Source organism: Lysinibacillus sp. FSL R5-0849 (assembly GCF_038595075.1).
GTDB lineage: Bacteria > Bacillota > Bacilli > Bacillales_A > Planococcaceae > Lysinibacillus > Lysinibacillus fusiformis.
This window is the reverse complement of record NZ_CP152004.1, coordinates 2,569,002-2,582,482: the sequence shown is the minus strand read 5'-3', so window position 1 is coordinate 2,582,482 and position 13,481 is coordinate 2,569,002. Positions and strand designations below refer to the sequence as shown.

Genomic DNA, 13,481 nt, shown 5'->3' with positions numbered 1-13,481 from the left:
GCTGTCAATTTCAAAGAAAGATTTTAAAGGTTATCAAATACGATAGCCTTTTTTTATTTCCAGCAATTTTACCTTGCTAAAAAGCGAATATATGTTCTGGTAAATACAAACAAATGCTCTGTTAAGGGAGAGGTTAAAATGGCAGCTAAAACAAAAACACCTACAAAAAAAAAGAGTCAAAACAACCTGAGCGAGATGAATTTGATTTAGAGGAAATCGCAAACTCCCTAACTGAAGCTATGCAGGGTAATCAGACAAAGGTATTCACCATTTATAAGCAGGAAGATTCGCTATCAGGGACCGTCTCAAAAATAAATGGATGCAAACACTAAATTAATCCATATTAAAGATAAGTACATGAATATTCACAAAGTGCATTTCTTAGATATCCTAAAAATTTTAGATATCGATTAATAATGGAGAGTGATTTGTATGTTACATGATCGTGGGAATTAGAGGAGATAGAGCAAACTGTACAGCGAGCGTTTAAATTGCAGAAATTAGGTAAATTAACGCTGTAGGACCACTATAAACTACATGACCATGTAGGGCTGGTAACTGGCATTGATACGTACAAAAAAGAGTTATTATTAGATACAGATTTATCGATAAAACGAATTACATATGATCTAATTCAAAAAAAAGCATCATTCGTAGACGATGATTAAGCCTGAAGAACGGAGAGATGTACATCAATTTATCCTTTTGGAGATGGCAGTAAAGTCTTTACAAATACTACGATAAACTAGGGAATCTTAAGATGTCCAAGGTCTATATCGAAATAGTTGATGTCCTTTTAAAAGTTATAAGGCCTGATTACTACAATAAAAAGCGCATGTTGACTAAACAAAGAATCGAAATAGTTAGGTGGATCATATAGATCAATATTTTAGCGACGTTGTGGTGAAGAATCCTGGAGAAGATGTAGTACTACGGTACGCAAAACAAGCGCTAAAAACACAAGTTGAAAATTTAATTTTTAACTACTTAAAGGAGATTAAACAATAGTTCAGTACAAAGACTAATTAATTTTCAATCAAGCATAACCCTGTTCTAAGCAAGGGCGGGGTTAAAATATTATTTTTGAAATAGGTTCTTCTTTACATTAAAAATTATAAAATCTAACTTCCAATTCCTTTTTGAACTAAAGCCTCCGTTATTGAATAATAATGTTTATTCATTACTCATTTTAAATAACTCACTTATTGAACTCTTGCACCTGTTACTTTAAGTACATTTATTCAAACTTATCCCTTTTTCGCCTTCTTTCGTATAGGAACACACCTAATATAAGAAGCTATTATCCTCCAAATCAAATCTAAATATTAATTAATAAAAAAAATCATCTCTATTCATTGAGATGATTCATAACACTTTCGAGAGTTTTATTCTTTAACTCGTTTTCCATTGCGGTTTGTACACTTTCAAAGGTTACATTCAGTGTATGTTGAATTTTTTTACCTACATGGCAATCAGGATTAGGGTTATTGTGTATAGGAAACAACTCTTTTTCTAGATGAACGGCTTTATAAATATCAAATAAAGTGATGTCACTAGGGTCTCGAGTTAAGGAAGAACCTGGTACGCCAACTTTAGAAGTCAGAATTCCAGCTTTTTTTAAGTCACTACTAATTCGTCTTATGACAACAGGGTTTGTATTTACACTGCTGGCAATCTTTTCAGATGATAATGTTGAGTCTGTAGAAATTAACGATAATACATGGATCGCTACAGAAAGACGTATATTTATCATGCAAATCACCCCTCATGTAATAATATTAGTTACATATATTTATTTGTCAATTAGATAATATCCAAATAATTATTTAAAAAGATTATTACTGAAAAAAGATTATTGACATTCGTATAAGGTGTAACTATAATCGTTACAGAAGGGTGTAACAATTATTGTTACAACTTAATAACCTTTTGTATTTAATAAAACTATTACTATGCTTTGGAAGAAAGGGAGTATTACAAAATGACAACAGTATTATATATCACAGCACATCCACATGATGAATCAAAATCTTACAGTATGGCGACAGGAAAAGCGTTTATTGATACGTATAAAGAAGTTAATCCTAACGATCAAGTAGTTCACATTGATTTATATAAAGAAAATATCCCTCAAATTGATGCAGATGTTTTTAGTGGGTGGGGAAAGCTTAGATCAGGGTCAAGCTTCGAGGATCTATCAGAGCAAGAGAAATTAAAAGTAACTCGCCTTGGTGAAATAAACGAACAGTTTATTACGGCTGACAAGTTTGTCTTTGTTACGCCATTCTGGAACTTTTCATATCCTCCCGTTATGAAAGCTTACTTGGATGCAGTTTCTGTAGCAGGTAAATCTTTTAGATATACAGAAAACGGACAGCCAGTAGGGTTGCTAACAGACAAAAAAGCATTGCACATACAGGCACGAGGTGGTTTTTACTCTGAAGGTCCAGCTGCAGAACTTGAAATGGGTCATCGTCATCTCCAAGTAATGATGAATTTCTTTGGTGTTCCTTCTTTAGAAGGACTCTTCGTTGAGGGACATAATAAAGTGCCTGAAAGAGCACTAGAAATTAAAGAAGATGCTATTGCTCGTGCAAAAGATTTAGCTAAAACTTTCTAAAATTATCAGGGAATAACTATTTAAATTAGGGGGATTAACATGAAAATCGGTATTATTGGAGCAAATGGTAAAGCAGGAAGTTTTATTCTTAAAGAAGCCTTTAGTCGTGGACATGAAGTAACAGCTATTGTTCGTAATGCTGCTAAAGTATCTCATGAACAAGTGGCAATATTAGAGAAAAATGTATTTGATTTAAAAAAGGAAGACCTTAATCAATTTGATGTAGTGGTAAATGCCTTTAAGGCTCCCAATGGACAAGAACAACAACATGTGGAAGCTGGTAGAGTTTTAATTAATGCATTACAAGATGCTCCTGAAACTAGATTAATTGTAGTAGGCGGTGCAGGAAGTTTGTATGTAGATGAATCTCAAACAATGAAAAAATTTGAATCACCAGGTTTTCCAGAAGCCTATTACCCAACTGCAAAATATATGGGCGAAAACCTAGAGGATCTTCGAAATACTAGTAGTGTTCATTGGACTTATATTAGCCCAGGTGGTGTTTTTGACCCAGAAGGTGAGAAAAAAGGTTCTTACCAAAAAGGAAAAGATCAAATTATCTTAAACTCAACAGGTGAAAGCTACATTAGCTATGCAGACTATGCTCTTGCAATACTTGATGAAATAGAAAATCAACAACATAAAAATGAGCGTTTCGCTGTAGTGGGAGAACGCTAAGTACAAAAAAATATTATTCTTTTGAAAGGAGCTTTTAGTATGAGTGATAAAGAAATTTCTCTTGTATATGTATGGGATGCATATTGTGGTTGGTGTTATGGCTTTTCGAAAAGTATTCGTACTTTGCACGAAAAGTACCCAGAATTACCATTAACAATTATTTCCGGCGGTTTATTTGTAGGAGATAGAAGTCTTCCTATAAATGAATACCCTCACATTCCTGAAGCAAATAAGCGCATAAGTCAGCTTACTGATGTAGTGTATGGTGAAGCTTACCAAGAACTTCTAGCAAACGGAACTTTTGTTATGGACTCTGAGGTTGCAGCCATTGGGTTTTCTGCATTAAGATCTATTGCACTTGAACGTGCAGTGTATTTTGCTTCATCCATGCAACACGCTTTTTATTACGAGGGAAAAAGCCTTAGTGCTGAAGAAACTTATAGGGAGATAGCTATTGCTCATAATCTTAATCCTGATTTAGTTATTGAACGGATGAAGGAAAAAGATACTATAAGCGATGCTTATGCTGACTTTACAAAGGTTCATCAACTTAACGTTAATAGTTATCCTACACTTTTATTGAAAAAAGGTGATGAATACATCAGCTTAGGCGGGGGTGCTATGACTGCTGAAAAGCTTGAAACTCAATTGAAAGAAATTTTAGAAAAATAAAAATAAGGTTTCGGTTTATTCAAGAATTTAATTGATATTCAATAAAAACATCCTCTATGTAATATACAAGATAGAGGATGTTTTATTTAGTATTATTAATGGGTTCTTTATATGTCTCCCATGTACTTTCCTCAACAACCTGTCCCGATTGTTGCATAAACGCCATTTAAAATAAATGTATAATGTCTAGTGAAGATGAGGATGTATGGATAGCTGATGGGATAAAGATTTCAAAGGTACAGAAAATTTTCAATGATTTGTGGAAGAAATAATTTGTTTTCTATAGAAATACATAAAAATATTTAACATTGCACCTGCTCATTACTTTGATACTAAAATGATGGTACACCAGAAAGTACCCCACTTAAAAGTGTTTATATGAGTTTATATGAAATGTATTTCATTTTAGAAAAATCCAAATTTATTTTAGTTATTCAAGAATAACTTCCATTTATTTTTCAACTCTCTTATTTCCGTAGAGCAAAAACCCCACCAAATCAACATTTTTACGCTATAATGTAGGACGAGGTGAAGAAAATGTTTGTGAGTGAAAAACAGATTGAGATTCGATATGCAGAGACAGACCAAATGGGCGTTGTCTATCATGCAAACTACATCATTTGGATGGAAATTGGGCGTACGCAGCTTGTAAGTGATGCGGGTTTTAAGTATGCGGCATTAGAAGAAGATGGTTATGTGTCGCCGGTTATGGATTTATCGATTTCCTATAAGGCTGCGATGCATTATGGGCAGGTGGCAACGGTTCGCACTTGGGTAGAAAAGCATGACCGGTTACGAACAACTTACGGCTATGAAATTTTACATGAGGATGGTACGGTGGCGGCCACTGCACAGTCTGTACATATTTTAGCTCATAAGGATACATTGCGTCCGGTATCGTTAAGTAAAGTGGATCCTGCTTGGGATGCAAAATATAAAGAAATTGCCGTTGTGGCAAAATAGGAGAGCCATAAATGGAAATGTTTTTAGCGTTAGGCGCGGTTTTGGCCTGTATTGGTGTTATTTTAGGTGCTTTTGGGGCGCATGCTCTAAAGGATAAATTTGCATCGCCTCATTATGCAGCCATTTGGGAAACAGCTGTGCAATATCAGATGTACCATGCATTAGCGATTATCGGGTTGGGTATTCTTTCGAATGAGGCGCTTTTAGGAAGTTCTAGCCTGCTTTCATGGGCAGGATATTTAATGTTTACAGGGATTGTTTTCTTCTCTGGTAGCCTGTATGTCCTTGCAGTGACAGGTGTGAAAAAACTTGGGGCGATTACACCCATAGGCGGAATGCTATTTATTGTCGCTTGGGTACTTGTAGCGATTGCGGCATTCTCATAAAAGTAAACGAGACAGTTCTCATAGGAGCTGCTCGTTTTTTTATGCGTGAATAAAGAAAAGTGAAACAATTTGTCTGATTATGCGTATTACATATTGTTTATAGATGATAAAATAAGCTAAACATCAATGTGAAGGTGGGAAATTAAATGGGTTTATTAAAAGCGGGAATTGGCGCATTATCTGGCGTTTTAGAGGATCAATGGCGTGAATATTTCTATTGTGAGTCATTATCGGCCGATGTGCTGGTGACTAAAGGTGTGAAGCGCACGTCCAAACGTGGGTCAAATAAAGGGAATGACAATATTATTAGTAATGGTTCTATTATTGCGATAAATGAAGGGCAATGTATGATGATTGTTGAGCAGGGGAAGGTCGTAGAGTTTTCTTCAGAATCAGGCGAGTATGTTTATGATACGTCAACTGAACCTTCCATTATGTATGGCTCAGACCTGTCTCAGGGGATTATGGAGACTTTCAAGCAAATTGGCAAACGTTTTACATTTGGTGGAGAGCCTGCAAAAGATCAGCGAGTGTATTATTTTAATAAGAAAGAAATTGTAGGTAATAAATATGGAACGCCTGCACCTGTCCCTTTCCGTGTAATTGATCGCAATATTGGCTTAGATATTGATATTGCCATTCGTTGTCACGGGGAATATTCTTATAAAATTATAGACCCCCTATTATTCTATACAAATGTTTGTGGCAATGTAGAGCGTGAATACACTCGGGGCTCGATTGATAGCCAGTTAAAATCAGAATTAATGACAGCGCTACAACCGGCGTTTGCACAAATTTCAGCAAGCGGCGTTCGTTATAGTGAAATACCTGCCCATACAGTTGCATTAGCAGATGCTCTTAACAAAGTATTATCAGAGAAATGGCTTGCGACACGAGGATTAGCGGTTGTGTCATTTGGCATTAGTACACTAAAAGCGTCTGAAGAAGATGAGGCAATGATTAAACAATTACAACGCAATGCTGTGATGCGTGATCCTGGGATGGCTGCGGCTCATTTAACGGGGGCACAGGCAGATGCGATGATTGCGGCTGCCAACAATGATGCGGGTGCAATGTCAGGATTTATGGGCATGAACATGGCTGCACAAGCTGGTGGCGTTAATGCTAGTCAGCTTTATCAATTGAATGAACAAAATAAGCAAGCTCAAATGGCCCAAGCGGCTATGCAAAATCAAACAGCAAATGAAGCAAATGCGTGGACATGTACATGTGGTCATGAAAATACTGGGAAATTCTGTTCAAATTGTGGGACATCAAAACCAGTTGAAGAAGGTTGGTCATGTGCATGTGGAGCGGTAAATAAAGGAAAATTCTGTAGTGAATGTGGGGCAAAAAAACCTACAGGAGCGTTAGTATATGCATGTGATAAATGCGGATGGGCGCCAGAAGACCCTACTAATCCGCCAAAATTCTGCCCTGAATGTGGCGATGTGTTTGATGAAAACGACGTGAAGTAAGGAGAGGATGATTCATGTCAACGCAAGAAGTTGAGAATGTCAAACAAGTAAAGCTTGATTTTGATGCGGAATGTCCTTCATGTAGTGCATCAATTGAATTTAATCCTGCGACAGGTAAGCTTTCTTGCCCTTATTGTGGCTTTGAGTCAGAAATAGCTACCCCAGAGCAAGAAGAAGAAAAAGCTGCTCAAGAAATGGATTTTTTCACAGCGGAGGAACGAGGCAATTTCAATTGGGGTGTGGAGAAAAAAACAGTGATCTGTGAAGCCTGTGCGGCGGAAACGATATACGATGCACTACAGGTGGCTGACAGTTGTCCTTACTGTGGTTCCCATCAAGTCATGGAAGCAAGTGCTGAAAACACACTAGCCCCAAATGGTGTATGCGCTTTTGAAGTAACAGATAAGCAAGCTGGGGAACATTTTCAAAAGTGGATAAAAGGTAGATTGTTTACACCGAAAGCTGCCAAAATTAGTGCTCGGCCGGATGCCTTTAAAGGGGTCTATCTTCCATACTGGACATTTGATACGAAAACAAGCTCCAGATATTCTGCCAGATATGGACGACATCGCACCGTTACAGATAAAGATGGTAAAACACATACAGAAACAGATTGGTATTCAACAAGTGGCTTTTATCAGGAATTTATCGACGATCATTTAATAAGTGCAACTACTCGCTATGATCAGAATATGATGCGAAAAATCGAGCCTTTTAATCTTTTAAACAATAAGGCCTATAAACCAGAGTATGTATCGGGCTTTTTGTCTGAACGATATAGCATTGGCTTACAGGATGGCTGGAATCATGCCAAGAGGGATATCCATGATCATCTTCAAGCGCAGATCACTTCAAAAATTCGTTGGGAAAATAGCGCGGATGTCGTATCGAATTTACGTTTTTCGACCAATCATGATGATATTACATACAAATATTTAATGTTACCGATTTGGTTGTCGTCCTTCCGTTATAAAGAGAAAATTTATCGCTTTATGGTCAATGGGCAAACGGGTCGAGTAGGTGGGGATGCTCCAATATCACCACTACGTGTAACGATAGCTGTTATCTTATCATTACTAGTGATAGCTGTCATTTGGTATTTCTTCATGTCTGAATAACGATGAGCAGTATTCCATCAGGGGCTTAGTTGACCATTTGGAATACTGCTTTTTTCATAAAATTGTCCATTAATGCTAGGTAATTGACTACTTTATGAATCATTATCATCCTTTATCCCAGCCGCTAGGGAAGCTCATAGCATAAATTATAATGAATAGTAAAAAGAGCGAACAGCCTTGAATAAATAACATGTTAGGTAGAACGAAAGCATACAATGACAAGATGGCGTAAAAAAGTAACCTATCCCATTAGAAATGATGGGAAATTATAAGGTTGACAACGAAGATGATGAGAAAATTTCAGACAGATACGCCAGAAATGTTAATAAGTGAAGTTGCGATTTTACAATAAAAAACTTATTATACAGTCAGAGAGCATTTTTTTAGCTATTAAAAGACTATGAAATGTTATTTTTGAATAACAAATAAAAGGTTATTCATAATGGAGGTTTCGAAGATGGACGCAATTGAAGTGTTAACGAATTTAGATCAAATACATGGGTATTATCAGCCGATATTTAGCGCAGACGCGCATACGGTGATAGCCTACGAAATTTCCGGACATCTACAAATTGAAGGTCAGCAAATTAATTTAGAGGATTTCGTTAATAATGAAGATATTCCAGAAGAATATCGAATAGATATGGAACATAAAATTTTGCATGCAGCACTAGCCCAAATTGGGGAAATTGCATCAGATATTGATATATACATTCCTAGTAACCCCAATTTATTGATGCAAGATTTTGGTGAAAGTCATTTTAATATCATCCAACAATATATTGGAGAAGAAGATTTAAACCGCATTGTATTTGTCGTATCTGAGCATCGATTTTTAGGAGATATTAATAAACTGCACCATGCACTGAGGTATTTTACGACATTTGGGGTAAAAATCGCTGTTCAGGAAGTAGGAGCTGAAAGTCATTTAGAGCATATTGCGTTATTGGCGCCCCATATTTTAAAAGTGAATACACGTGATTTAAATTATGATTCTTGGTCTGCTCAATCCGATATGATTTCTGCTATTGGCAGTCTTGCCTATAAAATAGGTGCGAATCTATTATTCGAAGATATTGAAACGGTTTATCAGCTACAATTTGCTTGGAAAAACGGAGGACGCTATTATCAAGGTCCTTATTTAGCCAATCCTGCAATGAATCTTGTCGATAAAGAGGTATTAAAGGAACGCTTTAAAAAAGAATGTCAGCAATTTATTACGTCTGAAAAGAAAATGCTAGAGGCACAATTTTTGCAGCTAAAGAAATTAAGAGAAGAATTAGAGGCGATTGTACACCGTGTGAAACCAACGAGTGATAATACCTCACAATTAGAGCATTTAGCTGAATTACTGGATAACTATTCTTTCAGACTATATATTTGTAATGAGGATGGCTTCCAATTAACGCCGAACGTCATGAGAATAGAGGGAAATTGGGAGTTGCAGCCACGTGCCATCAACAAAAATTGGAGCTGGCGCCCATACTTCTTACAAACGATTATTAAAATGCGAAACGATCAAAGTGGCGAAATCTCTGAGCTTTATCGTGATATTGAAACAGGCGAAATTACAAGAACCTTTTCAATTGCTATCAACGAACATGAATACTTGTTTGTTGACCTTTCCTATGACTATCTTTACGAACACAATATTTTTAGATAGGCTTTGAAATGCTGATATAACAAGGGTTGTGGGGTATAACTTATGAATGTACCCCACTTTGTACCCCAAATTTGATGTTTATCATGATTTATTCAATTTTAATTAAAGAAGAAAGAATTTGTGTTGCCTTTAATTCCTCATCCGCGAGGGAATGTGTATATACCCTCATCACCATTTCAGGAGTATCCCCAATGATTTTTGCAACTGTAGTTACAGCGGTTCCCTCTGCAATAAGAATACTTACAAATGTATGGCGAAGAATATGTGCTGAGAAACGTTCAAAATCATGTTTCTTCTTTAAAGCATTAAACATTTTAGATATATAATTACTGCTAATTGGTTCTAGGTTAGCAGTAATAAATAAATAATCATCTTCTTTTAATTCAACGTTGTAAATTTTTTTCATTTCAATACACCATATTTTACAAGAGAACCCCACCGAATGGTGAGGTCATAAAAAAATTTTACGGAAACGTTATTGTATTTGAATAAGGGCTCTCTACTCCATTTACAACTTGTGTTACGCACCAAGATGAACCAGAAACAAATTGAGGATTTTGATGGGTTATTATTCCATCGTTATTTGGGAAAGGAAAATAATAAGAAAATACAATATTTCCGTTGATAACTTGATACACTTTAAAATTTGCATTTGGTTCCAAGTATATAGTAATTGACGTTGACGTAAAATCAGAGGTGATGCTTGGTGCTGGTGGTGTTAAGCTATTCTCGTTTTATACCTTGTCTATATCAAGGTTTTATAACGAGCCTTCACCGTGCAGGCGACTTTCATCGCACACGGCGATCCGTCAGCGATAAAAATAAGAAACTTATTTCCCCGACGTTATTATATGTCAATTTAGGTCAGGTAAATACTGACGAATGTTAATGGTCTTGTTAATACGACAAAAGTGAATAGAAAAAAAGCCGCAGCTTCATCATACGCTACAGCTTTCAAAAAAAATAAAGGGTCACTCGGGATAGTAGTGACCCTAAGTAACAATTCGAGAGGTTTCAAGTTAAACTAGTTTAGCTTAACACTACTATTTATATGCTTAGTTAACTTAGGTTCTATAGTTTATTGCCTTTGGAATAGAAAAAGAGCGACTATAATATAGCTCTAAAAAACTCATAAAATCCCATGTTCATTGGGATTGCCCAAATAATGAAACCCAACAGGGCAATAGGACCAAGCAAAAAGTTGTAAACCTTCTTTGGCAAAATGCTGCCCAATAGGATTTTATAAATCATTGCACATCCTATCATTACAACTGGCAGTAAGATCAGTGGTGGTATAAAAAACCACAGACTTCCCACAATTGATATATCTGTAAATATGTCCATTAAATTACCTCGTTATGTATTTTATGTAAATTATAACATAGAAAAAGCCGCAGCGTTCGCACACGCTACAGCTCGAATTGGCTGGTTTATGATCTTTGAACAAATTCTCAAAAATTTAGCTTTAGAAGGAGTTTCTTGTATATGCTATTATTCAACAACGGTTTAAGGAGCTAAGTATTGAATGGATCACTTTTTTACACTTAATTTTTGGGAAATGACTCTTAGAACATTATTTTCTTTTTTTACACTACTTATTTTGGCACGAATCCTTGGAAAAAAACAACTTGGCCAACTTATTATTGTTACACATAACAAGGAGTTAATAATAAAGGAGATGATTATAAAATAATGAAAAATATGATCTATATAGTAGGGTTGTCTATTTAAAGTTTAGATATAGTATCAATTATAAAATAAAGGATCATAAGTCCTATCCCAATGCTCTTGTACCCCACTTGAATTACTTTAATAACCCCTTATTACAAACATTGATTTAAAAATAATTATTAGAATTACTTTAACTACACCATTCTTCAAAATTAAAGAAGCTTAATTAAAAACCTGACGTTTATGAACACAATATTTTTAGGTAAGTCTAGAAATGCTTAACTAGCAAGGAATGTGGGGGATACGTATGATTGTACCCCACAATTGACGTAAGGATTTATTCTATTTTAATTAATAAAGAGTGTGCTTGAGTTGCTTTCAATACATTCGTTAATTTAAAAACCCAACTACAAAAAAGTTTGTAGTTGGGTTTTCGTAACATGATATTTATACTTGTACAACAGTTTAATAGCTACTTAATTTCTATACATTAACTCGGTATACGTATCACCATATGGGGTTGCAGTTTCAGTAATATACGTGTTGATAATTGTACCAATAGGATTTCTTACTACATTTTTTACTTTGTGGTAAATAACATCTTTTCTAACACCAACACGGATATATTTAGTAGGGTACTGCGATTCATAAGTCCTTGTAGACGTAAAACTATGTGAAAATGAAATACCGAACGTTGATGAACCTTGTGCAAAGGAGCCGTTTATACTCCAAGTGATTCCACCAGCGATGGATACACTTTTCACTTTATCCCAACCTGGTGTAGCGGGGTGATAACCAATAAATGCACGTGAAACAGTGTATTTTTCAAGTGTTGTCTGAGTTGTTTGATTACATGTAGCACATAAAGGTTGTATGCTGTTATTCAGATAAGATTGGTAATCTTCTTCTGATTCAAACAAAATCATGCCACCGTCTTCTGTTGGTACGCTATACCTAGCATCTGTCACAAATTCTAAATCTTCAAAGGGTAGTAATTCTGAATCACTCTCGGCTGCATGGACTAAAAGGCTACTGCAACTAAAAACTAAAAATAACACAAAGCTAAAGAACAACGAACTAAGTAACTTATTTCCAGTAATTGCTGTCATCTTTTAACAACCTCCCCTGTATTTGTAATTCAATTTCCATTATATACTAAGTGGCAATGTTTGTATATACTAGTTTAGGTTATTGTATAATATGTAAGTATTGACCAAAATTATTAAATTTTATAAAAAGGTGGAAAAAGAGTCGTGAAAAAGAGGTTAACATTTTGTGCTTTACTTGGATTATTGTTAATGCAAACGGCTTGCAGCTATAAAGTGGATGTAAACTATGAAGAGAACAATCCCGAAATTGTTCTTTCAGAAAATACAAATTTAGAAAATTTAAGAGTACTAGAACTGGATGCTAATCATGAAGAAGGTAAGAAGGTTCTTAACATATTTGGAGAAGAGTTAAAGGATGGAATTTATGCTTACGATGAAAATGAACATAAAACATATATTTTAATAAACTCAACTACAAAGAATTACTCTGATTACTCTTTTAAATATAATAAGGAAAAGAAAATTTTAACTTTTACCTATACAACTACAGAAGGAAGTAGCACAAATAACAAAAAGCTATTTCTTTTAGAAAGTAACAAGAAGAATCCCTATGAGGAAATCAAACTTCTTAATAATGGGAATGAGGATGGTTTCATAGGTGTGTATACACGATAAACAATAATTTATAAATGTTTTACGTGGTGGTCGAATCATAGGGGCGGCCGTTCTTCAAAAAAATGGTCGACGATTCTACAAATGGTAGCAGGATAACCGATGACCATGGGGGTACGAGAGAAAGAAAAATGCATCATTTTGCGCTTTAGTAGCTGAGAATGACAAAGAGGGGAACACTGAAACATCGAGCTTGGAATTCTCTCACTCATAAAATGTAGGCTTCTATAAAACCAGTAAGGCACAGAAAGATGTGTTTTACTGGTTTTATTCTATTTGTGAAAAATACTTATGATAAGAACCTTGTCACTTCCAATTTAAAAGAAAATTTTACAGGTTTTGAACGTTAAGAAGAATCACTCCGTCTAATGGAGGAAGGAGGCGAAAAGGATGGAATTTGAATTAGAGCAGCCTGCTATGCGGGGGGATCATGAAGTGATACTTTCCCTTATTGAAATGGGTGAGGATATTTTTTACATATATTAAAAATGAGCAAGATGCTATGGGCGTG

13 protein-coding genes are annotated in these 13,481 nt (G+C 35.4%); 9 read left to right on the top strand and 4 right to left on the bottom strand.

The genetic code is table 11. The annotated features are described in order from the left end of the window. Nucleotides 1-1,348: 1,348 nt before the first annotated feature. A complete protein-coding gene (locus MKY80_RS12590; protein ID WP_008177395.1) occupies nucleotides 1,349-1,753 on the bottom strand; it encodes an Rrf2 family transcriptional regulator in 405 nt (134 codons plus the stop codon). Nucleotides 1,754-1,981: 228 nt separating this feature from the next. Between MKY80_RS12590 and MKY80_RS12585 the strand changes: the two genes are divergently transcribed. From MKY80_RS12585 to MKY80_RS12550, 8 genes are all read left to right on the top strand, one after another. Next, on the top strand, nucleotides 1,982-2,620 hold the full coding sequence (locus MKY80_RS12585) for an FMN-dependent NADH-azoreductase (RefSeq protein WP_008177396.1): 639 nt from the start codon (nucleotides 1,982-1,984) through the stop codon (nucleotides 2,618-2,620). A gap of 39 nt (nucleotides 2,621-2,659) precedes the next feature. Then, a complete protein-coding gene (locus MKY80_RS12580) occupies nucleotides 2,660-3,298 on the top strand; it encodes an NAD(P)-dependent oxidoreductase (RefSeq protein ID WP_096365502.1) in 639 nt (212 codons plus the stop codon). Nucleotides 3,299-3,337: 39 nt separating this feature from the next. Further along, nucleotides 3,338-3,970 (top strand): DsbA family protein, encoded by a 633-nt coding sequence (locus MKY80_RS12575; protein ID WP_008177398.1) that lies wholly within the window; start codon nucleotides 3,338-3,340, stop codon nucleotides 3,968-3,970. A gap of 537 nt (nucleotides 3,971-4,507) precedes the next feature. Beyond that, nucleotides 4,508-4,933 (top strand): thioesterase family protein, encoded by a 426-nt coding sequence (locus MKY80_RS12570; RefSeq protein ID WP_036126381.1) that lies wholly within the window; start codon nucleotides 4,508-4,510, stop codon nucleotides 4,931-4,933. 11 nt (nucleotides 4,934-4,944) lie between these two features. Continuing rightward, nucleotides 4,945-5,319 carry a DUF423 domain-containing protein gene (locus MKY80_RS12565; protein ID WP_008177401.1) on the top strand — a complete coding sequence of 125 codons (375 nt, stop codon included), beginning with the start codon at nucleotides 4,945-4,947 and terminating at the stop codon, nucleotides 5,317-5,319. A gap of 146 nt (nucleotides 5,320-5,465) precedes the next feature. Next, nucleotides 5,466-6,797, top strand: a complete 1,332-nt coding sequence (locus MKY80_RS12560; protein ID WP_089986986.1) for an SPFH domain-containing protein — start codon at nucleotides 5,466-5,468, stop codon at nucleotides 6,795-6,797. A gap of 14 nt (nucleotides 6,798-6,811) precedes the next feature. Continuing rightward, the gene (locus MKY80_RS12555; protein ID WP_171365001.1) at nucleotides 6,812-7,915 is read left to right on the top strand and encodes a hypothetical protein; all 1,104 of its coding nucleotides are present in this window, start codon (nucleotides 6,812-6,814) and stop codon (nucleotides 7,913-7,915) included. 457 nt (nucleotides 7,916-8,372) lie between these two features. After that, nucleotides 8,373-9,578 carry an EAL-associated domain-containing protein gene (locus MKY80_RS12550; RefSeq protein ID WP_043990300.1) on the top strand — a complete coding sequence of 402 codons (1,206 nt, stop codon included), beginning with the start codon at nucleotides 8,373-8,375 and terminating at the stop codon, nucleotides 9,576-9,578. Between the two features lie 88 nt (nucleotides 9,579-9,666). Here the strand turns inward: MKY80_RS12550 and MKY80_RS12545 are convergent, their stop codons facing one another. The 3 genes from MKY80_RS12545 to MKY80_RS12535 all read right to left on the bottom strand — a co-directional run bounded on the left by MKY80_RS12545 (nucleotide 9,667) and on the right by MKY80_RS12535 (nucleotide 12,358). Then, complete coding sequence (locus MKY80_RS12545) at nucleotides 9,667-9,984, bottom strand: tyrosine-type recombinase/integrase (protein ID WP_239354728.1); 318 nt, start codon at nucleotides 9,982-9,984, stop codon at nucleotides 9,667-9,669. A gap of 701 nt (nucleotides 9,985-10,685) precedes the next feature. Then, nucleotides 10,686-10,922, bottom strand: a complete 237-nt coding sequence (locus MKY80_RS12540) for a hypothetical protein (protein ID WP_008177407.1) — start codon at nucleotides 10,920-10,922, stop codon at nucleotides 10,686-10,688. Nucleotides 10,923-11,725: 803 nt separating this feature from the next. After that, on the bottom strand, nucleotides 11,726-12,358 hold the full coding sequence (locus tag MKY80_RS12535) for a hypothetical protein (RefSeq protein ID WP_008177415.1): 633 nt from the start codon (nucleotides 12,356-12,358) through the stop codon (nucleotides 11,726-11,728). A gap of 144 nt (nucleotides 12,359-12,502) precedes the next feature. On the opposite strand from MKY80_RS12535, the gene MKY80_RS12530 reads away from it, so the two are divergent. After that, nucleotides 12,503-12,973: a hypothetical protein gene (locus MKY80_RS12530; protein WP_043990301.1), complete on the top strand. Its 471-nt coding sequence runs from the start codon at nucleotides 12,503-12,505 to the stop codon at nucleotides 12,971-12,973. The last annotated feature ends 508 nt before the right edge of the window (nucleotides 12,974-13,481 follow it).

Coding starts and splice junctions, on each gene's coding strand:
- MKY80_RS12590 (WP_008177395.1), bottom strand. CDS start 1,753: ATGATAAATATACGTCTTTCTGTAGCGATCCATGTATTATCGTTAATT.
- MKY80_RS12585 (WP_008177396.1), top strand. CDS start 1,982: ATGACAACAGTATTATATATCACAGCACATCCACATGATGAATCAAAA.
- MKY80_RS12580 (WP_096365502.1), top strand. CDS start 2,660: ATGAAAATCGGTATTATTGGAGCAAATGGTAAAGCAGGAAGTTTTATT.
- MKY80_RS12575 (WP_008177398.1), top strand. CDS start 3,338: ATGAGTGATAAAGAAATTTCTCTTGTATATGTATGGGATGCATATTGT.
- MKY80_RS12570 (WP_036126381.1), top strand. CDS start 4,508: ATGTTTGTGAGTGAAAAACAGATTGAGATTCGATATGCAGAGACAGAC.
- MKY80_RS12565 (WP_008177401.1), top strand. CDS start 4,945: ATGGAAATGTTTTTAGCGTTAGGCGCGGTTTTGGCCTGTATTGGTGTT.
- MKY80_RS12560 (WP_089986986.1), top strand. CDS start 5,466: ATGGGTTTATTAAAAGCGGGAATTGGCGCATTATCTGGCGTTTTAGAG.
- MKY80_RS12555 (WP_171365001.1), top strand. CDS start 6,812: ATGTCAACGCAAGAAGTTGAGAATGTCAAACAAGTAAAGCTTGATTTT.
- MKY80_RS12550 (WP_043990300.1), top strand. CDS start 8,373: ATGGACGCAATTGAAGTGTTAACGAATTTAGATCAAATACATGGGTAT.
- MKY80_RS12545 (WP_239354728.1), bottom strand. CDS start 9,984: ATGAAAAAAATTTACAACGTTGAATTAAAAGAAGATGATTATTTATTT.
- MKY80_RS12540 (WP_008177407.1), bottom strand. CDS start 10,922: ATGGACATATTTACAGATATATCAATTGTGGGAAGTCTGTGGTTTTTT.
- MKY80_RS12535 (WP_008177415.1), bottom strand. CDS start 12,358: ATGACAGCAATTACTGGAAATAAGTTACTTAGTTCGTTGTTCTTTAGC.